The organism is Streptomyces shinuiensis (assembly GCF_043660855.1).
Taxonomy (GTDB): Bacteria; Actinomycetota; Actinomycetes; order Streptomycetales; family Streptomycetaceae; genus Streptomyces.
In genome coordinates, this window is the sequence record NZ_JBIHML010000001.1 from 5,710,027 (window position 1) to 5,736,089 (window position 26,063).

Sequence of the window (26,063 nt, forward strand, 5' to 3'; positions counted from 1 at the left end):
ATGACCGACTCCACCACCAGGTCGTTCGGAACCGACGCCCCCACCCTCCTCGGGACCATCCTGGAGCACGCGCGGCGCGACCCCGATGCCACCGCCTACCGCTTCCTGCCTCCCGGCCACCGGGCCGGCGAACGCGGTTCGGCGATCTCCCGCCGGCTGCTGGACGCCAGGGCCCGGGCCGTCGCCGTGCGCCTGCGCCGCCTGCTCGGCCGCGGGCGGGCCACGGCACTGCTGGTCCTGCCGCCGGGCCACGACTTCTTCGCAGCCCTCCACGGCTGCCTGTACGCCGGGGTGACGGCGGTTCCCTGCCCGCCGCCGCGCGCCACGGAGGACGGCGGCCGGATCACGGACATCGCCGAGGACGCCGGGGCCGGCGCGGTCGTCACCACCGCCGGCTTCGCTGCCGCCCTGCGGGAGACGTGGGACCGGGCGCGGCCGGACCACCCCGTCCACTGGGTCGAGGCCGACACCCTCCCGCAGGAGGACGGCGCCGAATGGCGGCCGTCCGCCGCCGGGGCCGGGGACGCTCCCGCGCTGCTCCAGTACACCTCAGGTTCCACCGGGCGGCCCAAGGCCGTGGTCGTCGACCAGGCCGCACTCACCGCCCAGATCGAGAACTTCCGGGCCCTGACCCGGTTCCCCGAGGGCGCGTCGGTGGTCAGCTGGATGCCCGTTTATCACGCCCTGGGCCTGGGGCACCTTCTGCTGGCCCAGTACGTCGGGGGCGAGGGCGTGTACATGACTCCCGACGACTTCGTCGACGACCCCGGCCGCTGGCTGCGCGCTATCAGCGACGCCTCCGGTCCGGTGCTCGGCGGTGGGCCCAACTTCGCCTACGAGCGGTGCGCCGAGGCCGTGGGGGAGGACCGCGTCCGCTCCCTCGACCTGTCTTCCTGGCACACCGCGCTGGTCGGCGGCGAACGCATCCAGCCGCGCACCCTGGAGAGGTTCGCCGCCGCCTTCGCACCGGCCGGCTTCCGGAGCGAGGCGCTGTTCTGCGCCTACGGACTCACCGAGGCCATGCAGATCGTCCTCGGCGAGCACGGACCCAGGACCCTGACCGTCGACGCCGCGGAACTCGAACACGGTCGCGCCCGGGCGGCGGAGGAGGGCGACGGCGTGCGCGTCCGCCCGCTGGCCGCGTGCGGACGCCCCGGGCCCTCCGCCGAGGTGATCGTGGTCGACCCCGGGACACGCACCGAGGCGGAACCCGGCCGGGTGGGCGAGCTGTGGGTCGCCGGCCCCGCCGTCTGCCGCGGGTACTGGCGGCGCCCGGGGGAGACCGCGCAGACCTTCGGCGGACGGCTGGAGGGTTCGGAGAGGCAGTGGCTGCGCAGCGGTGACCTCGCCTTCAGCCACGACGGCCGTGTCTTCCTGTGCGGCCGCTCGCGGGAGCTGGTCATCATCCGGGGGCGGAACCTCCATCCGCAGGACATCGAGGCGTCCGCCCGCGCGGCCGCGCCCGAGCTGAAGGCGCTGCCCGTCGCCGCCTTCTCCGTCGACGACGAGGAGGGCGAGCGCCTGGTCGTCGTCCAGGCCGTGCCCGTTCCCGCGTCGCCGGAGTCCGGCGGTCCCGCGGACGCGGCCGACCTCGCCGACCGCATCCGGCGTGCCGTCGCCTCCGACCACGAGGTCGAGGCGGAAGTCGTGCTGGTCGCGCCCGAGCAGATCGCCCACACCGACAGCGGCAAGGTGCGCCGTACCGGCTGCCGGCAGGCGTACGCCGACGGAGAACTGACCGCGCTGCACACCACCGGGCCCCCGACGGACCGGCCCGCCGGTGACGGCGCCCCACTCGGAGCCGACGGTGCGCTGCGGGCCCTGCTCGCCTCCCTCCCGGCCGAGCTGCGCGGCCCCGTGACCGCGTCCGAGGTCCGCCGCCGCCTCGCGGCGGCCACCGGCCTGCCCGCCGACACCATCGGCGACGACACCCCCCTGGTCACGCTGGGCCTGGAGTCGCTCCGCGTCATCGCGCTCCGGTACGGCCTGGAACGGGACTTCAAGGTGTCCCTGCCCACCGCCGGCCTCCTGCGCGGAACGGTCACCGACCTCGCCGCGCGGATCGCCGGGGACACCGGCGACGGGGACGGCGGTACACCCTGGCCCGCGCTGGTGGACGACCCGGCCCACCGCCACGAGCCGTTCCCCCTCACCGAGATCCAGCAGGCGTATCTCGTCGGCCGCAGCACCGCGTACGACCTGGGCGGCTCCTCCATCCACCTCTACCTGGAGGTGGAGACCGAGGGGATCGACCTCGACCGGCTGCGCGAGGCGCTCGACCGTCTGGTGCGTCGCCAGGAGATGCTGCGGGCGGTCGTCAGCGCCGACGGGCACCAGCGCATCCTGCCCGCCGGGGAGGTGCCCCCGGTGCGCATCCCCTGCCACGACCTGAGCGGAGCGGGGGAGGAGGAGAGACGGCGGCACCTGGAGGCGGTGCGCGGGGAACTCGCCCACCAGGTACTGCCGCTGGACACCTGGCCCATGTTCGACATCCGTGCCACCGCGCTGGGCGGCGGCCGCCACAGGGTCCACATCAGCCTGGACCTGCTGGCCTTCGACGTGGCGAGCGTGCGGCTGTTCTTCCTGGAGTGGGGCGACCTCTACACCGACCCCGCCTCCCAGCCGCCGCCCCCCGAGGTCTCCTTCCGCGACTTCGTGCTCGCCTCCCGGCAGATGGAGCGGACCCCGGTCTACGCCGCGTCCCGCGACTACTGGCTCGCACGGGTGCCCACCCTGCCCCCGGGCCCCGAGCTGCCGCTGCTGCCGGTGCCCGAGGACACCGCGCCGCGCGTCCCGGTGCGCAGGCGCCACCGCGCACGCCTGGACGCCGAGCACTGGAGGATTCTGCGTGAGCGTGCCCAGGCGCGGGGACTGACCCCCTCCGCCCTGCTGCTGGCCGCCTACGCCACCGTCCTGGGCACCTGGAGCGCCACCAGCCACTTCACCCTCGACGTACCGCTGTTCAGCCGCTGGCCGCTGCACGAGCGGATCGACGACATCCTCGGTGACTTCACCTCGGTGACGCTGCTGGAGGTCGACCTGCGTCCCGACGACGGCGTCGAGGGTCTGGCCGCCCGGATCCAGCGCCGGCTGTGGCAGGACCTGGAGCACCGCTACTTCAGCGGTGTGGAGGTGATGCGCGAGATCTCCCGCACCCGCGGTCTGCCCGCCTCCGCCTTCGCCTCCGTCGTGTTCGCCAGTACCCGTGAGCACGGCCGCGACCAGGAGTTCTCCCAGGGGGAGTGGGGCACGCGCTGGATGGGCGAGACCGTGGTCGGCGTCACCCAGACCCCGCAGGTCCTCCTGGACCACCAGGTCTTCGAGGACGCCGGGGCGCTGTCCTACAACTGGGACGCCGTGGCCGACCGCTTCCCCGCGGGCATGGTCGAGGAGATGTTCGCGGCCTACCGCACCCTCCTGCGGGAGCTGGCCGACAGCGAGGAGGCCTGGGCGCCCGGCGGGTTCGACCCCCTGCCGGCGGCTCACCGGGCCCTGATGGAGGAGGCCAACGACACCACCGGCCCCGTGCCCGGGGGGCATCTGTTCTCCGGCATCGCCGACCAGGCCCGCGACCACCCCGACCGCACCGCGGTGATCGCCCCCAAACGCCGCCTGACCTTCGGCGAACTGTACGACCACGCCTCCCGGCTGGGGCGCAGGCTGCGCGCTCTGGGCGCCGGACCGGGCCGGCTGGTCGCCGTGCAACTGCCCAAGGGCGCCGAACAGGTGGTCGCCGCCGTCGCGGCCCAGCTCTCGGGCGCCGCCTACCTGCCGGTCGATCCGGACCTGCCGGAGCGGCGCAGGCACACGATCCTCGAACAGGGTCTGGTCCGCCTGGCGCTCGTACCGTCCGGCGCGGACACGGACCTGCCCGCGGACGTCACCGCCGTCCCCGTGGACCTCGACGCGCCCCCGGAGGGGGACGGCGGCCCCCTGGACCCGGTGCAGAAACCCACCGACCCGGCCTACGTGCTGTTCACCTCGGGTTCGACCGGCGAACCCAAGGGCGTGGTGCAGACCCACCGGGCCACCCTCAACACCCTCGCCGACGTCCGCGAACGCCTCGCGGTGGGGCCCGGGGACCGTGCCCTGGGGCTGTCCTCGCTCGGCTTCGACCTGTCGGTGTGGGACGTGTTCGGGGTGCTGGGCGCGGGCGGGACCCTGGTGCTGCCCGAACCGGCCGCCGCCCGTGACCCGGGCCGGTGGCTGGAGCTGATGGCCGAGCACGGCGTCACCCTGTGGAACTCCGTGCCCGCCCTGCTGCGGATGCTGGTGGAACACCTGTCCGGCACGTCCGGAAGCGACCCCCATCCCGCGCTGGAGACACTGCGCTCGGTGTGGCTGTCCGGCGACTGGATCCCCGTGGACCTCCCCGACCGGATCAGGGCGCTGGCCCCGGGCGCCCTCGTCACCGCGTCCGGCGGGCCCACCGAGACGGCGATCTGGTGCGTGGCCAACCCCCTGGGCGACGTCGACCCGCGGTGGGACTCCGTCCCCTACGGCCGTCCGATGCGCAACCACACAGTCCACGTGCTCGACGACCGCATGCTGCCGTGCCCCGTGGGGGTCCCGGGGGAGATGTACATCGGGGGAGCGGGCCTGGCCGAGGGCTACTGGCGCGACGAGGAGCGCACCGCCGCCTCCTTCGTCACCCACCCCGGCACCGGCGAGCGCCTCTACCGCTCCGGGGACCTCGGCCGCTGGCTGCCGGACGGCAACCTGGAGATCCTCGGCCGCGACGACTTCCAGGTGAAGATCGGCGGCTTCCGCATCGAGCTGGGCGAGATCGAGGCGGCCCTGCTGCGCCACCCGGAGGTCGCCCAGGCCGCCGTGGTCGCCACCGGGACCGACCGGCACTCCCGTACGCTCGCCGCCCACGTCGTGACCACCGCGTCCGGCGCCGCGGACGGGCAGGACGCCTACGACGCGGAGGAGCTGGGGCAGGTGGTCACCGACCCCGTCGAACGGCTGGCGTTCAAGGCCCGCCGCCCCGGGCGCCGCACCGATCTCGACGGTCCGCGCCACGCCCTGCCCCGGACGGCCGACCAGGAGCCCGCCGGGCGCGCCCGGCGGGCCAGTCACCGCCGCTACGACGACCGCCCGGTGCCGCTGGCCGAACTCGCCCGGCTGCTGGAGCCGCTGAGCAGCCGTGACGAAGGGCCGTTCCCCAAGTACCGCTATGCCTCGGCCGGTTCGCTCTACCCGGTGCAGGTGTACCTCTACGCGGCCGAGGGCCGGGTGGAGGGCCTGCCGGGCGGCACGTACTACGCCGACCCCGCCACGCACGAGCTGGTCGCGGTCGAGCCCGGGGCGCGTCTGTCGCAGGACATCCACGTCGAGGCCAACCGGGCCACGTTCGCCGGATCGGCGTTCTCCGTGTTCCTCGTCGCCCGCCGCGAGGCGATCGAGCCGCTCTACGGGCGCCGCAGCCGGGACTTCTGCCTGCTGGAGGCAGGCCTGATGGCCCAGTCGCTCGACACGGCCGCGACCGAGGGGCCCTTGGGCCTGTGCCAGCTGGGGCTGGTCCGCTCCACACCCGGCCTGCGCGCCGCGCTGCGCCTGGAGGACGGGCACGAGGTGCTGCACGCACTGGTCGGGGGCCTGCGCCCGGTCCGGGACCCCGCCGGGCCGGCCGGCCCGGCGACGGCGACCGGTCCCGCGGACGGCAGGCCGCTGGCCGAGCGGCTCCGCGAGCACCTGACGTCCCTGCTGCCGTCCTACATGGTCCCGGCCACCGTCACCGAAGTGGGCGCACTGCCGCTGACGGCCAACGGCAAGGTGGACCGCGGGCGGTTGGCCGTCTCCGCCTCCGCCGCGCCACGGCGCGGCGCGTACGTGGCCGCCGAAGGCGACCTGGAGCGCACCGTCCAGGAGGTCGCCCAGCGGACGCTGGGCATCGAAACGATCGGGGCCACCGACAACTTCTTCGACCTGGGAGCCACCTCCGTGATGGTCGTCCAGGTCCACCGGGAGCTGAGCGCGGCACTCGGCCGCGACTTCCCGCTGCTCAGCCTCTTCGAACACACCACGGTGCGCCGCCTGGCCGAGTTCCTCGACGGCGGCGCCGACACCACCGAGGCGGTCCGGCAGGGACACGACCGCGCCCGCCTGCGGCGGGCCGCGAAACGCCGGGCACCCGGCCGCCGTCCGATGCCCCCCAACGCGCCGACGCCGCATCAGGAAGGTCCCCGCGCATGACAACCCCCCGGTACAACGGTCCCGACGACGGCACCGCCGACCGGCTCGACGGCGGGGAGATCGCCGTCATCGGAATGGCCGGCAGGTTCCCCGGCGCGCCGAACGTACGGGAGTTCTGGCACAACCTGCGCCACGGCGTGGAATCGGTGACCTTCTTCGGTGACGACGAACTGCTCGCCAGGGGCGTGCCCGCCGAACTGCTCGCCGATCCCGCCTATGTCAGGGCCGGATCGGTCCTGGACGGCGTGGAGTTGTTCGACGCGGCGTTCTTCGGATACAGCGCCCGCGAGGCGGCCATGCTCGACCCCCAGCAGCGGCTCCTGCTGGAGACCGCGCACACCGCGCTGGAGGACGCGGGCTGTGTGCCGTCCGCCGTCCCCGGAGCGATCGGCGTCTACGCGGGCAGCAGCCTGTCGACGTACCTGGTCTCCAACCTCCTGGCGGGCCGCGCCGGCTTCTCCGACGTCGCCGAGACCCTTGAACTGCTCGTCACCAACGACAAGGACTACCTCGCCAGCCGGGTCAGCTACCGCCTGGACCTGGACGGCCCCGCCGTGGCGGTGCAGACCGCGTGCTCCTCCTCGCTGGTGGCCCTGCATCTGGCCACGCAGGGACTGCTGGGCTACGAGTGCGACGTCGCGCTGGTCGGCGGCGCCTCGGTGCGCCTGCCGCAGGGGCGCGGCTATCTCCACCGCGACGGGATGATCTTCTCCGCGGACGGGCACACCCGCCCCTTCGACGCCTCCGGCAGCGGCACCATGTTCGGCAGCGGGGTCGGGGTGGTGGTGCTCAAGCGGCTCGCCGACGCCATCGCCGACCGCGACCGCATCGACGCGGTGATCAAGGGAACGGCGGTCAACAACGACGGCGCTGCCAAGGTCGGTTACACCGCCCCCGGTGTCGACGGCCAGACCCGGGCCATCGCCACCGCGCTGGGTGTGGCGAACGTCGAACCGGAGACCATCACCGCGATCGAGGCCCACGGAACGGCCACACCGCTCGGCGACCCCATCGAGATCACCGCGCTCGCCCGGGCCCTGGGACCGCGGGCCGGGGGCGCCGCCTCCTGCGCGATCGGATCGGCGAAGTCCAACGTCGGTCACCTCGCGGAGGCGGCCGGCATCACCGGCCTGATCAAGGCCGTGCTCCAGCTCAGGCACCGGGAACTCGCCCCCTCCCTCCACTTCGAGCGCCCCAACCCCCGGCTGGAACTCGAATCCGGCCCCTTCCACGTCGTCACCGAGCTGACCGAGTGGAGGACCGACGCGGTGCCGCGCCGCATGGGCGTCAGCTCCTTCGGCATGGGCGGCACCAACGCCCACGCCGTCCTGGAGGAGGGGCCGGCCCTGCCGCCGTCCCGTCCGCCGACCCGTGACCTGTACCTGCTGCCGCTGTCGGCCCGCACCCCCGGTGCCCTGGAGACCGCCACCGACGAACTGGCCACGGCCCTGGACGGCGAGGCCGGCCGCGACCCGGCCGCAGCCGCCACCACCCTCCAGCGCGGACGCGCCGCCCACCCGCACCGCCGCCTGGTGGTGGCCCGCGAGGCCGCCGACGCCGCCCGCGCCCTGCGCGAACGGGACCCGGAGCGGGTGGCCACCCACCGGGCCTCCGAGACGCCCCGCATCGTCTTGATGTTCCCCGGCCAGGGCAGCCAGCACCCGGGCATGGGCGCCGGTCTCTACCGTGACGAACCCGTCTTCCGCGAGCAGGTCGACCTGTGCGCCGAGACCCTGGCGGGGGAACTCGGTGTGGACCTGAGGGAGGTCATCCTGCCCGGCCCCGGCACCGACCCCCGGGCCGCCGCCGAGCGGCTGCGGCGCACCGACATGGCCCAGCCCGCCCTGTTCACCGTCTCCTACGCCCTGGCCGAACTGCTCGACAGCCTCGGCGTGCGGCCGGACGCGCTGATCGGGCACAGCGTCGGCGAGATCGTCGCCGCCTGCCGCGCGGGCGTGATGTCCCTGCCCGACGCACTGCACATGGTCGCCGTCCGCGGGCGGCTGATGCAGGCACTGCCCGGCGGCGGCATGCTCTCGGTGGCCCTGGCGGAGGAGCGGGTGCGCCGGATGCTGCCCGCCGGGCTGTCCCTGGCCGCCGTCAACGGCCCGGAGCTGTGCGTGGTGTCCGGCCCGTCCGCGGAGCTCGACGCCTTCGCGCGGCACCTGGCCGACCAGGGGGTCGGCGGCCGCGAGCTGCACACCTCGCACGCCTTCCACTCGGCGATGGTCGAGCCGATGCTGGAGGAGTTCACCTCCGCCCTGTCCGGCATCGCCTTCCACGGGCCGCGGATCCCGTACGCGGCCAACCGCACCGGTGGGTGGGCGACAGCGGCCGAGGCCACGGACCCGGCGTGCTGGGCCCGCCACGTCCGCGAGCCGGTGCGCTTCGGCGACGGGATACGCCTGGTGACCGAACAGGGGCCGGCGGTGCTGGTCGAAGCCGGTCCGGGAACGGTGCTGTCCGCCATGGCGCGGCCCGCCGCCCGCGGCCGGGGAGCCACCGCGGTCTCCTGTATGCCGGCCGCCCGTGAGGAGGGCGACGGACGGGACGAGGCCCTGAGGTTCGCCGAGGCGCTGGGACGGCTGTGGCTGGCGGGCGCCGAACTGGACTGGGAGCGGGTCCAGGGCGGGAGCGGCGACCGGATCGCCCTTCCCACCCACCCCTTCGAACGGCGGCGCTACTGGATCGAGCCGGCGGCCACCGGCGACCGGGCCGCCGGGCCGTACGAGGTCCAGGCGCCGGAGCCGGACGGCGCCGACGCGGGGGCACCCCTCGCCCTCTCCGGCGACCTGGACCCGCGCCCGCCCCTGACCACCCCCTACACCGAGCCGCGCGACGAACGCGAGCGGCGGCTGGCGGACATCTGGCAGGACCTGCTGGGCGTCGCCCCCGTCGGCATCCACGACAACTTCATGGAGCTGGGCGGCCACTCGCTGCTCGCCGCCCGGGTGGCCGAGCGGATCAAGGCCGATCTCGGGGCCACGGTCAAGCTCCGCGACCTGCTGGCCGACCCGACCATCGCGGGCCTGACCGCCCTTCTGGGCGGCACTGACGCGGGCGCCGACGCGGGCACGGGCACCGGGCCGGAGCGGGAGCGCGACCGGCTGCCCGACGCCGTTCCCGACCCCGGGAACCTCCACGAGCCGTTCCCGCTGTCGGAGATGCAGCAGGCCCAGTGGATCGGCCGCATGGGCAGTTTCCAGGGCGGAGGGGTCGCCGCGCACGTCTACTGGGAGGTGGACCTCGACGAGGACGTCGACGTCCACCGCCTGGAGGCCGCCTGGCAGCAGGTCGTCGACCGCCACCACATGCTCCGGGCCGTCATCGACGACGACGGACGCCAGCGCATCCTGCCCGACACCGGCCCCTACCGCTTCACGGTGCTGGACCTGCGCGAGGCCGATCCCGGGGAGAGCGCCCGCACCCTGGACGAACTGCGAGCCGACCTCTCGCACGAGATCCGCCCCGCCGACCGGTGGCCGCTGTTCGACATCCGCGTCAGCCTGCTGGCCGGCGGCCGCACCCGGCTGCACCTCAGCTTCGACCTGCTCATCGCCGACATCGGCAGCATCCGCCTGCTGGTGCGGGACTGGCGCAGGTACTACCAGGGCCGCGAGGAGGAGATCCGCCCCCTGCGCATCTCCTACCGGGACTACGTCCTGGCCTCCGAGGAGGTCCGCCGCACGGCCCTGTACGAGCGGTCCCTGGCCTACTGGCGCGAACGGGTGGCCGACCTGCCGCCGGGGCCCGACCTGCCCCTGGCACTCAACCCGGCCGCCCTCACCGACCCCGAGTTCACCGCCCGCGACGCGATCGTGCCCACCACCGCCTGGGAGGGTTTCAAGGAGCGCGCCGCCGCGGCCGGGGTGACCCCTTCGGCGGCCCTGCTCGCCGCGTACGCCGCGGCCCTGGGCACCTGGGCGCGCGAGCCCCGCTTCACCCTCAACGTCACCGTCATCAACCGCCTTCGGGTGCACGAGGACGTCCGCGACCTGGTCGGCGAGTTCGCCTCCTTCGACCTGCTGCCGGTGGACCTGGCCGGCGCCCCCGGCGTAGCGGAGCTGGCCACCGAGCTGCAACGGCAGAGCTGGGAGGACCTGGAGCACCGCTACCTCAACGGTGTGGAGATCCTGCGCGAGATGGCCCGCGTGCGCGGCGGCACCAGCGGTTCGGTCATGCCCGTGGTGTTCACCAGCACCCTGGTACAGGAGAACGAGGCCGAGGACGCCTCGATCTTCGGCTGGCTCGGCTCCGTCCTGCACGAGATCGCCCAGACACCGCAGGTGTGGCTGGACTTCGCGGTGATGGAGACCGCCGAGGGCGTCCAGCTGAGCTGGCACTGGGTGCGGCAGCTCTTCCCCGCGGGGGTGATGGACGCGGTCTTCGACACCTTCCGCGCCCTGGTGGAGGACCTGGCCGCCTCGGACGACGCCTGGCGGCGTACGGCCCGGTGCCCTCTGCCCGCCGACCAGCGGGAGCTGATCGAGGGGGTCAACGCCACCGAGGGACCCGTACCCGGGGGGCTGCTGTACGGGCCGCTGACGGACCGTGCCGCACACCACCCCGACCGCACCGCGGTGGTGGCCCACGACCGGGAGCTGACCTACGGGGAACTGCTCCGGCACGCCTGCGTCCTGGCCCACCGGCTGCGCGCACTGGGCACCGGGCCCGGCCGGCTGGTGGCCGTGGCGACGGACAAGGGCTGCGAGCAGATCACCGCCGCCCTGGCCGTCCAGCTCGCGGGCGGCGCCTACCTGCCCATCGACCCCGACCTGCCCGCCGAACGCCAGGACCACCTGTGCGAACGCGGCCAGGTGAGGCTGGTGCTGACGCGCCGGGGCGGCCCGGAACGCGACTGGCCCGAGGGCGTGCGCCCGGTCGAGGTCGACCTCGACACCGACCCCGGTGACGCACCCGGCGCCGACGGCACCCCGCCCGAGCAGGTCCAGACCCCCGCCGACCCGGCGTACGTGATCTTCACCTCCGGCTCCACCGGTGAGCCCAAGGGCGTCGTGCTCTCCCACCGGGCCGCCCTGAACACGCTCGTCGACGTCAACGAGCGCTTCGGGGTGGGGGAGGAGGACGCCGTGCTCGGCCTGTCCTCACTCAGCTTCGACCTGTCGGTCTACGACATCTTCGGCGTCCTGGGAGCCGGCGGCCGGCTGATCCTGCCGCGCCCGGGCACCAGCCGCGATCCCAGCCACTGGGACGAACTGGTGCGCCGGCACGGCGTCACCCTGTGGAACTCCGTGCCCGCCCTGATGCGGATGTACGCCGAGCACCTGTCCGGGACGGACGGCGGCGAGGGGCCCTTGCCACTGCGGCTCGCCCTGCTCTCCGGCGACTGGATCCCCCTCGACCTGCCCGGCCGGCTGCGCGGACTCGTCCCGGACCTGCGGGTGATCAGCCTCGGCGGGGCCACCGAGGCCGCCGTGTGGTCGATATTCCACCCCGTCGACCCGGACGCGGACACCGCCCCGGACTGGGACTCCGTCCCGTACGGCACGCCGCTGCGCAACCAGACCTTCCACGTCCTGGGCGAGGGGATGCGGCCGTGCCCGGTGTGGGCCGTCGGCGAGCTGTACATCGGCGGCGCCGGCGTGGCCGAGGGCTACTGGCGCGACGGGGAGCGCACCGCCGCCTCCTTCGTCACCCACCCCGGCACCGGCGAGCGCCTCTACCGCACCGGCGACCTCGGCCGGCGGCGGCCGGACGGCACCATCGAGTTCCTCGGCCGCGAGGACTTCCAGGTCAAGGTGGGCGGTTTCCGTATCGAGCTGGGCGAGATCGAGGCGGCCCTGCTGCGCCACGACAGCGTTCGGGAGGCGGCCGTCGCCGCCCCCGGCGACCGGCACGACCGCCGGCTCGTGGCCTACGTCGTCCCGGCCGCGTCCGGTCGGCAGCGCACAGCGGAGACCGACCGGGAACTGACCGACGAGGTCCGCGCGCTGGCCGAGGGCGTCCTGCCCGCCTACATGGTCCCCGCGGCCTTCGTCGTCCTGGACCGGCTGCCGCTCAGCTCCAACGGCAAGGTGGACCGCTCCGCCCTCCCCGACCCCACCCGCTCCACGTCGGGAAGCGGTGCGGAGGCCGGCCCCCTGGCCGCCCGGCTCGCCGAGATCGTCGCGGAGGTGGTGGGCACCCCCGGCATCAGCCCGCGGGACAACTTCTTCTCGGCCGGCGGAAACTCGATCATGGGCATCCAGGTCGTCTCCCGCGCCGCCGCCGAGGGGCTGGAGTTCAGCGCCGCCGACCTGTTCCAGCAGGAGACCATCGCGGACCTGGCAGCCCTGCTGGAGGCCCGGGGCGCCGACCTCGGCGGGGCGGGCGGCACCACGGCCCTGACCCCGCGGCAGGCGCAGCTCCTGGCCTTCGGGTCGGTGCCGCGGAGCGTCCACCGCGCGGAACTGTCGGTCGAGCGGGAACTCGACCCCGCCGTCCTGGAACGCGCGCTGGCCGCCGTGGTCGCCGCGCGCTCCGCCCTGCGCACCCGTCTGGCCGAACAGGACGGCGGCTGGTCCCGGCGCATCGTCCCGGCCGACTCGGGCGGTGCGGACGCACCGGTGTCCGTACCGCTGATCGACCTGGGCTCCCTGCCCGAGGACGGGCGGGAGGCCGCGCTGGCGCAGATGGCCGCGGAGATGCGCGAGGAACTGTGCCCGGTGCGCGGCCCGGTCACCAAGGCGGCCCTGTTCGACCTCGGCACCGGAACCCGCCGCCTGGTGTGGCTGGTGCACGAGGCCGCCGTGGACGGCCCCTCCTGGCCGGCGCTGTTCGAGGACCTGGCCCGCGCCGCCGGCCGCGCGGCCCGGGGAGAGGACCCCGCGCCGGACGCGGAGGACCCCGAAGTCCTGCGGCGGCTGGTCCGGTCGGCCGACGCACCGCCCGCCCCGTCCGGCGCGACCGCGGGACCGGCCCCCGAGCAGGCCCCGTCCGCCGCGGAACCGCTGCCCCTCGGCGACGGCGACACGCTCCACCGGCTCGGTACCGGGCTGACCGCCGAGGAGACCTCGGACCTCCTGGAAGGAACCGCCGCCGCCTACCGCGCCACCGCTGCCGAGACCCTGGCCGCCGCCTTCTGCCTGGCCGTCGGCGCGCTGGGAGCGCAGGGCGCCGTCCGGGCGGACGTCGAGCACGACCCCCGCACCGCGGACCGGTCGGACCCGGGCGACGCCCGCGCGGTCGGCAGCCTGGCCACCGTACGGCCACTGGCCCTGACCGCCGCGGCGGATCCGGAGGCGGCCCTGGCCGCCGCCAAGGAGTCCTGCCGGTCCGCCCCGCCGCAGGCCGCCGGCGACCCGGCCGGTGTCCTGCTGCGCCACCTGGGGGAGACGACGCGGCCCGCAGCGGTGCTCACCCCGCTGCACCCGCCCGTCACCGAGGGAGGCCACCCGCTCGTCGTCACCACCCAGGTCACCGGCGGCGTGCTGCGCGTGACGGCCGACTGCCGCTCCGGGGAGGCACCGCCCGACGGCCTTGCCGCCCTCGTGGACGGACTCGGCGACGCACTGCGGCGCATCGCCGACCACTGCCGCACGCCGGGAGCCGGATCGCTCAGCCCCAGCGACTTCCCGCTGGCCGGCCTCGACGCGGACGAACTGACCGCGTTCATCGACGCGTTCGGCGACGACGACCCGCCCACCGGCGAGGAAGCCCGCACCGACGGCGGTGAAGCCCCCGCCCCGAACAGCACGCAGGCACACGCCGAGGAGACCCGATGAAGCCCGACACACTCCAGGACGTCTACGAGCTGGCGCCCATTCAGGAGGGCATGCTCTTCCACAGTCTCTTCGCGCCCGAGTCCGGCGTGTACGTGGAGCAGCTCACCTTCACGCTGCGCGGCACACCGGACCGCGAGGCCTTCCGGCGGGCCTGGCAGGGCGTCGTCGACCGGCATCCCGTCCTGCGCACCGGGTTCCACTGGGAGGAGGTCGGCAAGTCCCTCCAGGCGGTTCACCGCCACGCCGCACTGCACGTCGAGGAGGTCGACTGGCGCGGCCTGCCGCAGGACGAACAGGACCGGCGGTACCGGGAGTTCACCGCCGAGCACCGCCGCCGGGGCTTCGACCTCAGGCGGCCCCCGCTGATGAAGGTGGCCCTCGTCCGCCTCGGTGACGACCTCCACCGGCTCTTCTGGAGCTTCCCGCACCTGGTCATGGACGGCTGGTCCTTCGGCCTGGTCCTCCAGGAGTTCGCCGAGCTCTACGCCGCCGGCGCCCGGGGGACCGGGTGCTCGCTGGCCCCCGCCCGCCCCTACCGCGACTACGTCGCCTGGTGGAAGGGGCGGGACCTGGGCAAGGCCGAGGAGTTCTGGCGCCGGACGCTGTCGGGGTACGAGCCGCCCGAGGCCCTTGAGGTCGGTCCGCGTCCGCCCGCCGACGACGGCCCCGGCCACGGGTTCGTCCCCGACCGCTCGCTCGGCTCCCTGGTGCGCGACCTGGACTCCCTGGCGCGCGACAACCGCCTCACCCTCAACACCCTCGTCCAGGGCGCCTGGATGCTGCTGCTGTCCCGCTACACCGGACGCGACGACGTCATCAGCGGCGCCACCTCCACCCACCGTCCGGCCGACCTGCCCGGCGCCGGGACCATCGTCGGCCCGATGATCACCACCACTCCGGTACGCGCCCGCATCGACCCGGACCGGCCCCTGCTGCCCTGGCTGCGGCGGCTCCAGGACGAGATGACCGAGGCACGCGAGTACGCGGACGTGCCCCTGCACCTGTTCCACCGGTGGGCCGGACTGCCCGGCGGCGGGGTCCCCCTGTTCGAGACAGACCTCGCCTTCGAGAACACCCCGGCGCCCGAGATGGCCCTGCACGGGCTGGAGATCGTCGACTTCGCCTACGACGGCCGCCCGCACTACCCCCTGACCATGGTGGTCTTCCCCCAGGAGGGCCTGCCGCCCCGGCTCGTCCACGACCGGCGGCGCTTCGCCGAGCCGGCCGCCGGACGGATGGCAGACCACTTCCACCAGCTCCTGGCCCAGATGGCGGCCACCCCGGGCGGCCGGCTCGGCGACATCGAGCCCTACACCCCCGAGGAGCGGATCCGGCTGCTCGGCGGCGACCGCGAGCCGCGGCGGATCGCCGCCGCCCCCTGCCTGCACGAGATCTTCGCCGAGCAGGCCGCGCGCACCCCCGGTGCCACCGCCCTGGTCTGCGGCACCGACCGGCTCACCTACCGGGAGCTGGACGAGCGCGCCAACCGGCTCGCCCGCCGACTGCGGGAGCTGGGGGCCGGGCCGGAGGAGCGCGTCGGGCTGTGCCTGGAGCGTTCGGCCGACCAGATCGTGGGCATCCTCGGCGTCCTCAAGTCCGGTGCCGCGTACGTCCCCCTGGACCTCGCCCAGCCCGCCGCGCGGATGGCCCAGGTCCTCGGCGACGCCGGAGCCCGCATCCTGGTCACCCACGCGGCGGCCGCCGACCGTGTCCCGCCGTCCGGGGGACCGGTGGTGGACCTCGACCGCGACGCGGAGGAGATCGCCGCGCACGACCCGTCGGCACCCGACTCCGGGGCCGATCCCGGAAACCTGGCGTACGTCCTGTTCACCTCCGGCTCCACCGGTCGTCCCAAGGGGGTGGAGCTGACCCACGCCAACGTCGTCCGGCTGGTGCGCGGCGCCGAGACCCTCTTCGAGACCGGCCCGGACGACGTGTGGAGCATGTTCCACTCCTACGCCTTCGACGTGTCGGTCTTCGAGACCTGGGGCGCCTTCGCCACCGGCGGTCGGCTGGTGGTCGTGGACCGCGACACCGCCCGCTCGCCCGAGGCCCTGCACGCCCTGCTCGAGCGCGAGGGGGTCACGGTGTTCGGCCAGACCCCCTCTGCGTTCGGCCCCTACGCGCGGCACGCGCTGGACCACGGCGGCGGGCAGCCGCCCCTGCGCTACGTGATCCTCGCCGGTGAGTACCTGGACGTGCCCTCGCTCGCCCCGTGGATCGAGCGCTTCGGCGACGACGAGCCCCGCCTGGTCAACATGTACGGCATCACCGAGGCCACGGTGCACGCCACCTTCCACCGCGTCACCGCCGCGGACACCGTCTCGGGCGTCCGCAGCAACATCGGGCGCCCCCTGCCCGATCTGCGCATCCACCTGCTCGACCGGCACGGGCGGCCCGTACCGCCCGGCGTGTGCGGCGAGATCCACGTCTCCGGCCCCGGGGTGGCCCGCGGCTACCGCGGCCTGCCCGAGCAGACCGCCGAGCGCTTCCTCGACGATCCCCATGCCGGCGGCGGCGCGCGGATGTACCGCTCCGGGGACCTGGCCCGGCTGCTCGACAACGGTGAACTGGAGGTCCTCGGCCGGGCCGACGACCAGGCCAAGATACGCGGCTTCCGGGTGGAACCCGGAGAGGTGGCCGCCGCGCTGCGGGAACACCCGGGGGTTCGGGAGGTGCTGGTGGCCGCCCGGGAGGAGTCCCCCGGCGACGTGCGCCTGGTCGCCTACGCCGTTCCGTGCGGCGACGTCGGTGGCGGCGACGGTGAGCGGCTCGGAGCCGAGTTGCGCGCACTGGCCCGGGACCGGCTGCCGGAGTACATGGTGCCTTCCGCGGTGGTGTTCCTGGAGGAGCTGCCGCTGACCGCCAACGGCAAGGTGGACCGCCGCGCCCTGCCCGCGCCGGACGGGCGCCGTCCGGGCACCGCCGGGGACTACACCGCCCCCCGGGACGAGCTGGAAACCGAGATCGCCCGGGTGTGGGCCGAGGTCCTCGGTGTGGACCGGGTCGGCGCGCACGACGACTTCTTCGCCCTGGGCGGGCACTCGCTGCTCGCCACCCGGGTCGTCGGCAGGCTGCGTGCCGCGCTGGGCCGGGAGGTCCGCGTGCGCACCCTGTTCGACCGGCCGGTGCTCTCCGCGTTCGCCGAGGCCCTGCGCGCCCCGCAGGCCGCCCCGGCCGCCGATGGGCCGGCCCTCGTCGCCAGGCCCCGCACACCGGCCCGCCGCCCGGCGTCCGGGGAGGAGCGCCCGTGACCGTCGAACAGGCCCGCGACGTCCGGGAACCGGGGCCCGAGGCCCTGGCGCAGCCGGACGGCGCCGACGGGGAGTGCTACGTCCTGCCCACGTCCTTCGGACAGCGGCGGCTGTGGTTCCTGGCCCAGCTCGCCCCCGCCAGTGCCGCCGCCTACCTGGGGCACGGTGCGGCCCGCCTGCGCGGCCCCCTGGACACCGCACTGCTGCAGCGCTCGGTGGACACCCTGGTGCGGCGGCACGAGACGCTGCGCACCGCCCTGGCCGAACAGGAGGGCGAGCCGGTACAGCTCGTGCACCCCGGGTGCCGGCTGCCGGTCGCGGTGACCGACCTGTCCGCCGCGGCCGACCCCGAGGCCGAGCTGCGGACCCTGGCGGAGCAGGAGGTCTCCCGCCCGTTCCGCCTGGACACCGCCCCGCTGGCCCGCGTCACCCTCTACCGGCTCGCCCCCGAGGACCACGTGCTCGTGGTGACCTTCCACCACGGCATCGGCGACATGTGGTCCGGGGCGGTCCTCGTACGCGAGCTCGCGGCCTGCTACGGGGCCCACGCCTCCGGCACCGAGCCCGAACTGCCCGAACTGCCGGTCCAGTACGGTGACTACGCCGCCTGGCAGCGCGAGCGGCTGGAGAGCGGTGAGCTACTCGGCCAGCTCGCCTACTGGCGCCGGCGGCTGGCGGACCTGCCGGTGCTGGAACTGGCCTGCGACCGGCCGCGCCCGGCCGCGCAGTCCTTCCGCGGCGCGGTCCGCGCGGCCGGTCTGCCCGCCCCGCTGGTGCGGGAGCTGAGGCGCCTGGGCCGGGACCGGGGCGCCAGCCTGTTCATGGTGCTGCTGGCGGGTTTCTCGGTGCTCATGTCCCGCTACAGCGGGCAGGAGGACATCGCGGTGGGTTCCCCGGTGGCCGGCCGGGACCGGCCCGAGCTGGAGCATCTGATCGGGTTCTTCGTCAACACCCTGGCGCTGCGCACCGACGTCTCCGGGGACCCGGCCTTCACCGAGCTGGTCGACCGGGCCCGGGAGACCTGCCTGGAGGCCTACGCCCACGCCGACGTGCCCTTCGAGCGGCTGGTGGAGGAACTCCGGCCGCCCCGGGACCTGTCCCGGGGCGCTCTGGTCCAGGTGATGCTGATGCTGGGCAACACGCCGCGCGACGACCTGCGGATGCCCGGCCTGGAGACCGAGGCCGTACGGCTCGACCCCGGCACCGCGAAGTCCGACCTGTTCCTCACCCTCCTGCCGGACGGGGACGGCGACGGGGAGTGCGGCGGGCTCCGCGCCGAACTGGAGTACAACACCGACCTGTTCGACGCCGCGACCGCGGACCGGATGCTCACCCACCTGCGCACACTGCTGGAGGCGGCGGCCGCCGACCCGCACCGCCGGCTGTCCGCGCTGCCCGCCCTCCCCGCGGACGAGCAGCGGCTGCTGGATCGGTGGGGCACCGCGGAGACGGCCCCCGTACGGGACGTCCTGGTCCACGACATGGTGCGGGAACGGACGGCGCGGGCCGGCGGGCGCACCGCGGTGTTCCTGGACGACTCCCGCCTGACCTACGCCGAACTCGACGAGCGCGCCAACCGCCTCGCCCACCACCTGCGAAGGCTCGGCGTCCGTCCGGAGGACCGCGTCGCGGTGTTCACCGAGCGCACCCCCGACCTGCTGGTCGCGCTGCTCGGCGTGCTCAGGTCCGGCGGCGCCTACGTGCCGGTCGACCCCGACTACCCGGCCGAGCGCATCCGGTACATGCTGGCCGACTCCGGCGCGCGGGTACTGGTGGGCCACGCGAGCCTGACCGGCCGGCTTCCGGACCACGACGTGCGCCTGGTGCTCCTGGACCGGGACCGGGAGGCCGTCGCGGCCGAGAGCGCGGAGTACCCCGAGACGGTCAACGGGCCGGAGGACCTCGCCTACGTCATCTACACCTCCGGTTCCACCGGCCGCCCCAAGGGGGTGATGGTCCCCCACGGGCGGCTGCCGAACCTCCTGGACTCCATGCGCCGCGAGCCCGGCCTGAGCGAGCACGACGTCGTGGCCGCCACCATCACACACGCCTTCGACATGTCGGTGCTGGACTTCTTCCTGCCGCTGACCACCGGCGCCGCCATCGCGCTGGTCCCCCGGGCCGACGCGGTCGACGGCGAACGGCTCGCGGCCCGGATGGCAGCCACCGGGGCCACCTACTGGCAGGCCACACCGGCCGCCTGGCAACTGCTGATGGACGCCGGCTGGCGGGCCCGGGGACCGTTCCGGGGCCTGTGCGGCGCCGAGCCGCTGCCTCCGGCACTGGCCCGGCGGATGGCCCGGGCGGGGGTCGAGGTCTGGCAGGTGTACGGACCGACCGAGACCACGGTGTGGGCGGGCTGCCACCGCTACACCGAGGGCGAGGACCCGGTGCCGCTGGGACGTCCGCTGGCCAACACCCGCTTCCGCGTTCTGGGCCGCGACGGCCGCCCGGTGCCGCTGGGCGTGCCGGGCGAGCTGTACATCGGCGGCCCGGGCGTGGCGCGCGGCTACCACGGGAAGCCGGAGCTGACGGAGCGCCACTTCGTGCCGGATCCGCTGGGCGCGGACCGGAACGGCCGCGCGTACCGCACCGGGGACCTGGTGCGCTACCGGGCCGACGGCGCACTGGAGTTCGTCGGCCGCGCGGACTCCCAGGTGAAGGTCCGCGGCTTCCGCGTCGAGCTGGGCGAGATCGCGGCGGTGCTGCGCGAGCACCACGCGGTGCGCGACACCGTCGTCCTCGTCCGCGAGGACACGCCGGGGGACCGGCGGCTCGTCGGCTACGCCGTGCCCGAACGCGGCACGCCGTACGACGCCGACGCCCTGGCGCAGGAGTTGCGGGAGGCGGCCCGCGAACGCCTGCCGGAGTACATGGTCCCGGCCGCCGTGGCCGTCCTGCCCGAGTTCCCCCGCACCCCCAACGGCAAGGTGGACCGCCGCGCCCTGCCCGCGCCCGGAGCCGCACCCCGCGACCGCGTGCAGGGGTTCACCGAGCCCCGCACGGCGGCCGAGCGACGGGTGGCCGCGGTGTGGGCCGAGGTTCTGGAAGTGGAGGCCGTCGGGGCGCACGACGACTTCTTCGCCCTGGGCGGGCACTCGCTGCTCGCCGCACGCGCGGCGGGCCGGCTGGGCGAGGAGTACGGGCGGAAGGTGCCCGTGCGGCTGTTGTTCGACCACCGGACCGTCGACGCGCTGGCCCGTGCCCTCGACGGCCTCGGCGCGGGCCCCCGGGACGCCGGTGACGGACCGGTACCGGTCCCGCGGCTGCCGGAGTCGGACGGCCCCCACCGGGGCCGCCACCTGCTGCCCGCCTCCCCCGGCCAGAAACGGCTGTGGTTCCTGCACCGGCTCGACCCGGACAGCGCACGTGCCTATCTGATGCCCGGCCGGGTGGAGCTGGACGGGCCCCTGGACGCGGACGTCCTGCGACGGGCGGTGGAACTGCTGGTGCGGCGGCACGAGACGCTGCGCACCGCCCTGGCCGAGGTGGACGGCGAGCTCTTCCAGGCCGTCGCGCCCGACGCGCACGTGCCCGTGGAACCGGTCGACCTGACCTCCCTGCCCGAGGACGAGCGCGCCGCCGAGCGGGAGCGGATCCTGCGCGAGGCGGCCATCTCGCCCTTCGACCTCGGCCACCCGCCCCTGGTACGGGTGGTGCTGCTGCGCACCGGGCCGGAGCACCACGTGCTCTCGGTGGTCTTCCACCACTGCGTGTGCGACCGCTGGTCCGTCGCCGTCTTCGTCCGCGAGCTGGTGACCGCCTACGAAGCCCTGCTCGAGGGCGGGGAACCGGAACTGCCGCACCTGCCGGTGCAGTACGGCGACCACGCGGCCTGGCAGCGCGGCCGCCTGGACGGCCCGGAGGCCGCCCGGCGGCTCGCCCACTGGAGGGACCGCCTGCGCGGCCTTCCCGCGCTCGACCTGCCCACCGACCGGCCGCGTCCGGCCGTGCAGACCTTCCGCGGCGCACGGCGCGGCAGAACACTGCCGGCGGAACTGGTGCGTGCCCTGGAGGAGGTGGGCCGGCGGGGCGACGCCACCTTGTTCATGGTCCTCCTCGCCGCCTTCACCGTGCTGCTGTCCCGCTACAGCGGGCAGGAGGACATCGCGGTGGGTTCCCCGGTGGCCGGCCGGGACCGGCCCGAGCTGGAGCATCTGATCGGGTTCTTCGTCAACACCCTGGCGCTGCGCACCGACGTCTCCGGGGACCCGGCCTTCACCGAGCTGGTCGACCGGGCCCGGGAGACCTGCCTGGAGGCCTACGCCCACGCCGACGTGCCCTTCGAGCGGCTGGTGGACGAGGTGGGAGCCTCCCGGGACCTGTCCCGCACCCCGCTGGTGCAGGCCGTGCTCTCCTTCGGGAACACCGACATTCCGCAGGTCCGCATGGGCGGGGCGGACATCCGCCCGGACGAGGTCTCCCCGGGGACATCCAAGTTCGACCTGGTCCTGGAGGTCGTGCCGCGCGGCGGTGCCTGGCGGGCCACCCTGGAGTACAACACCGACCTGTTCGAGGCCGCCACCGCCGACCGCCTGCTCGACCACCTGACCGAGCTCCTCCGCGCCGTCGCCGAGGCACCCGGGCGGAAGCTGTCCGAACTGCCGGCCACCCGCGCGGCCGACCGCGCCGACCTGGAGCGCTGGGGCCGAGGTCCGGAGCGCCCCCTGGCCGGGGTTCCGGCGCACGTGCTGTTCGAGGAGCGGGTGCGCGAGCACCCGGACGCCACCGCCCTGATCTGTCCCGACGGCGAGATCGGCTACGCACGGCTCAATGCCCGCGCCAACCGGCTCGCCCGCAGGCTGCGCACCCTCGGGGTCGGTCCCGGCACCCTGGTCGCGCTGTGCGCGCACCGCTCGGCCGACACTTACACCGGCATCCTGGGAGTCCTCAAGGCGGGCGGTGCGTACGTGCCGGTCGACCCCGGCTACCCCCGGGAGCGGGTGCGGTTCATGCTCGCCGACAGCGCCGCGCCCGTCGTGCTCACCCAGCAGGACGTGCACGAGCGCCTCGGCGGTCTCCCCGGCGCGCCGCACCGCCACGTCGTGCTGCTCGACCGGGACCACCGGGACGACACCGGCGCCGGGGACGAGGACGCGGCGGATCTCGAACCGCTCGCCGGGCCCGACGACCTGGCGTACGTCATCTACACCTCCGGCTCCACCGGGCGCCCCAAGGGCGCCATGGTGACCCACCGGGGCGTGGCCGCACTCCACCTCAGCCGCGACCTGATCCCGGTCGGGCCCGGCGACCGCGTGCTGGCCTTCGCCTCCACCAGCTTCGACGCCTCCGTGTGGGAGTGGACGATGGCCCTGCTCGGCGGCGCCGCCCTGGTGCTGCCCCCGGCCGACGACGCCGCGGCGGGCGTGGGCATCGCCGCGACCGTCCGCGACCACCGCGCGACGGTCGCCCTGCTGCCGCCCTCACTGCTGGCCCACCTCGATCCGGCCGACACGCCCTCGCTGCGCACCGTCGTCTCCGGGGGAGAGGACTGCTCCGCCGCCGTGGCCGCCCGCTGGGCCCCGCACGTGCGGCTGGTCAACGCCTACGGGCCGACCGAGACCACCGTCTACGCGACCCTCTCCCGGGCCCTGGCGGACGACCGCCGTCCACCGATCGGACGCCCCGTGCCCAACGCCCGGCTGTCCGTCACGGACCCCGACGGGCGGCCGGTGCCCGTCGGAGCCCCCGGGGAACTGCGGATCGGCGGGGCGGGCGTGGGCCGTGGCTACCTCGGCAGGCCGGAACTGACCGCGGATCTGTTCCTCCCCGACCCCGAGTACCCCGGCGACCCCGTCCGGCGCGTCTACCGCACCGGCGACCTCGTGCGGTACCTGCCGACCGGTGAGCTGGAATACCTCGGCCGCCGTGACGCGCAGGTCAAGATCCGCGGCTTCCGGATCGAGCCGGGCGAGGTGGAGGCGGTGCTGCGCGGCCACCGGTCCGTCGGGGACGCCGCGGTCGTCGTCCGCGAGGACCCGTCGGGGAACCGGGTGCTGGTCGCACACGTGGTCCTCCGCGGAGCCGCCGCCCCGCTCGACGAGGAGGCGAAGACCCGGCTCATCGGCGAACTGCGGGAACTGGCCCGCGCGCACCTGCCCGGGTACATGGTCCCGGCGCACCTGGTGCTCCTGGACGCGTTCCCCCTGACCCCCAGTGGCAAGGTGGACCGGGCGGCGCTGCCGGCGCCCGCCGGCGACACCGGCGGTGCGTACGTTCCGCCGGCCACCCCCGCCGAGGAACGGCTGTGCGCCCTCTTCGCGCGGGTGCTCGGGACCGAACGGGTCGGCGCGCACGACGACTTCTTCGCCCTGGGCGGCGACTCCCTGTCCCTGGCCCGACTGCACGCCCTGGTCAGGGACGCGTGGCCGCAGGCCCGCGTGCCCCTGCGCCTACTCTTCGAGCGGCCCACCCCCGAGGCGGTCGCCGAGGCGGTGACCGGCGGCCCGGACGGCCACCGCGCCCCGGACCCGGCCGCCGACGTCTTACTGGACCCGGCCGTACGGGTCACCGGCGACTGGACCTGGCGCGAGGCCCCCCGCACGGTCCTGCTCACCGGCGCCACCGGCTTCCTGGGCGCGTTCCTCCTGAGGGCCCTGCTGGAGACCACCTCCGCCGAGGTGCTGTGCCTGGTCCGCGCCGACGGGCCGGAGCGGGCGGCCACCCGCCTGGAGGAGCACCTGCGCGGCCTGGGCCTGTGGGACGATCGGGCCCGCACCCGGGCGCGGGCCCTGCCGGGCGACCTCTCACGGCCCGCGCTGGGCCTGGGGGAGGAGGAGTTCGCCGAACTGGCCGCAGGGGTGGACGAGATCCACCACTGCGGCGCGAGCGTCAACTTCGGGCAGCCCTACACGGCCCTGCGCGAGGCCAACGTCGGCGGCGTCCGGGAGATCCTGCGGCTGGCCTGTACCGGTCCGGTCAAGCCCGTCCACCACGTCTCCACCCTCTCGGTGTTCTCCCTGCGGGGCGAGGGCGCCCCGCAGGCGTACGAGGACGAACTGCCCGCCACGCCCCCTCCGGACGACAACGGGTACAACCAGAGTAAGTGGGTGGCGGAGAAGATCGTCGCCCTGGCCCGGGAACGCGGCGTGCCGGTCTCCGTCTACCGCCCCGGCCGCATCGCCGGGGACAGCGCGAGCGGCGTGTGGCGCACCGACGACGTGTTCTGCCACGTACTGCGCGCCTGCGCGGTGACCGGCTCGGTGCCCGAACTCGGCTTCAGCACCGACATCGTCCCCGTGGACCACATCGCCGCCGTCATCGCCCGCGTCGCCCGGGGCCGTGCGCACCTGGGTGGCACCTACCAGTTCGCGGGCGCGCGGCGGCTCGGCTTCGACACCGTCGCCGAGGCGCTGGACCTGGCCGGTTACCCGGCCCGCCGAATGCCCTTCGCCGACTGGTACGAGACCTGCCGGCGCCACGCCGAGGCCCACCCCGACAGCGGACTCGGCCCCACCCTGTCGCTGTTCGGCAAGCGTGTCGAGGACGACCGCCGCGGTCTGCGCGAGCCGGTGTTCGACACCGCCAACACCCGCCGGGCGTCCGGCGGGCTGCGCCCCGCGGTGGTGGACGCCGCCCTGCTGGACCGCTATCTGCGCTCCCTGGCGGCCACCGGCTTCCTCCCCCCGCCCCCCTCACCGCACTCCCCGAAAGGCACCGCATGACCGAACGTCCCACCGTCCTGGTCGCCGGCGCGGGTGTCGGCGGTCTGACCGCCGCGCTGGCCCTGCGCGGGTACGGCTTCCCGGTCAGGCTGTACGAGCGCAGGACCGGCCGCGGTATCGAGACCGGCGGCACCGGACTGAACATCTGGAGCAACGCCGCCACGGTGCTCGCCCGACTCGGCCTCGGCCCGCGCCTGGAGGCGAGCACCACCCGCATCGAGCGCGGGCAGATCATGTCCGAGCGGAACGTCCCGATGGTCCGCATACCGGTCCAGAGCTACACGGCACCCGGCAGCAGCCCCGGCGTCACCCTCGCGCGGGGCGAACTGGTGCGGGCGCTGCTGGAGGCATGCGAGGCCGCCGGGGCCGACATCGTCCTCGGTCGCACGGCCACCGGCCACCGCGACGAGGGAGACCGGGTCCGCCTGCTGCTGGACGACGGCACCGAGGCCGAGGGAGACGTACTGCTCGGCGCGGACGGCATCCGCTCCCGTATCGCGGCCCGGCTGCCGGACGAGACCGAACCCGTCTACACCGGAGTGACCACCTATCGCGGCGTCAGCGACACCGGCGGCGGGGTGCCTGCGGAGACCGTCCACTTCTTCCAGGGGCCGCGCGGTGTCAACGGCGGTGCCTGGCACGTCGGGCAGGACCGCGTGGCGTGGACCGTGGGCCACTTCGCCCCGGCCGGGGGCCGGGACGAGCCGGGCACGCTGCGCGAACGGGTGCTCGGCCTCATCGAGGGCTTCGAGGGACCGCCACGCGCCTTCGTCGCGGGCACTCCCGAGGAGTCGATCATCCGCACCGACCTGTACTACCGCCTGTGGCGGGAGACCTGGGGCGAGGGGCGGGTCACCCTGCTCGGGGACGCCGCCCACGCGATGCCGACGGTGCTCGGCCAGGGCGCCTGCCAGGCGATCGAGGACGCGGTGGTCCTCGCCGGTGAACTGGCCGCCGCTCCGGCCGACCCGGTCTCCGCCCTGCGCTCCTACGAGCGCCTCCGCAAGGAGCGCGTCCGCTGGGTGCGCGAGTGCGTCTTCAAGGTGGGCGGCGCGCCCCGGGTCGACAATCCGCTGCTGCGTCCGCTGTTCGTGCGCCTGACCCGCGTCCTCGCCCGCCGCGGTCAGGAGGAGATGTGGCGCGCCCTGCAGCGCCCGCCCCGGCTGCCCGATTCCCTCCCCGTTCCGTCCGACCGGGGCCGGCCCCCGTCCACGCACCGCTGA

5 protein-coding genes are annotated in these 26,063 nt (G+C 75.1%); all 5 read left to right on the plus strand.

Going from position 1 to position 26,063, the window contains the following annotated elements:
• The 5 genes from ACGRHY_RS25860 to ACGRHY_RS25880 are packed head-to-tail and all read left to right on the plus strand — an operon-like array spanning window position 1 to window position 26,063.
• Window positions 1-6,198: an amino acid adenylation domain-containing protein gene (locus ACGRHY_RS25860; protein ID WP_394637709.1), complete on the plus strand. Its 6,198-nt coding sequence runs from the start codon at window positions 1-3 to the stop codon at window positions 6,196-6,198.
• Window positions 6,195-13,922 carry an amino acid adenylation domain-containing protein gene (locus tag ACGRHY_RS25865; RefSeq protein WP_394637710.1) on the plus strand — a complete coding sequence of 2,576 codons (7,728 nt, stop codon included), beginning with the start codon at window positions 6,195-6,197 and terminating at the stop codon, window positions 13,920-13,922. Before ACGRHY_RS25860 ends, ACGRHY_RS25865 begins: the two co-directional genes overlap by 4 nt.
• Window positions 13,919-17,176: an amino acid adenylation domain-containing protein gene (locus ACGRHY_RS25870; RefSeq protein ID WP_394637711.1), complete on the plus strand. Its 3,258-nt coding sequence runs from the start codon at window positions 13,919-13,921 to the stop codon at window positions 17,174-17,176. The genes ACGRHY_RS25865 and ACGRHY_RS25870 overlap by 4 nt, the downstream gene beginning before the upstream one ends.
• The gene (locus ACGRHY_RS25875) at window positions 17,173-24,840 is read left to right on the plus strand and encodes an amino acid adenylation domain-containing protein (RefSeq protein ID WP_394637712.1); all 7,668 of its coding nucleotides are present in this window, start codon (window positions 17,173-17,175) and stop codon (window positions 24,838-24,840) included. Before ACGRHY_RS25870 ends, ACGRHY_RS25875 begins: the two co-directional genes overlap by 4 nt.
• A complete protein-coding gene (locus tag ACGRHY_RS25880) occupies window positions 24,837-26,063 on the plus strand; it encodes an FAD-dependent oxidoreductase (protein ID WP_394637713.1) in 1,227 nt (408 codons plus the stop codon). Before ACGRHY_RS25875 ends, ACGRHY_RS25880 begins: the two co-directional genes overlap by 4 nt.

Excerpts from the sequence above, each read along its gene's own strand:
- ACGRHY_RS25865 (WP_394637710.1), top strand. The coding sequence starts at position 6,195 with ATGACAACCCCCCGGTACAACGGTCCCGACGACGGCACCGCCGACCGG.
- ACGRHY_RS25860 (WP_394637709.1), top strand. The coding sequence starts at position 1 with ATGACCGACTCCACCACCAGGTCGTTCGGAACCGACGCCCCCACCCTC.
- ACGRHY_RS25870 (WP_394637711.1), top strand. The coding sequence starts at position 13,919 with ATGAAGCCCGACACACTCCAGGACGTCTACGAGCTGGCGCCCATTCAG.
- ACGRHY_RS25880 (WP_394637713.1), top strand. The coding sequence starts at position 24,837 with ATGACCGAACGTCCCACCGTCCTGGTCGCCGGCGCGGGTGTCGGCGGT.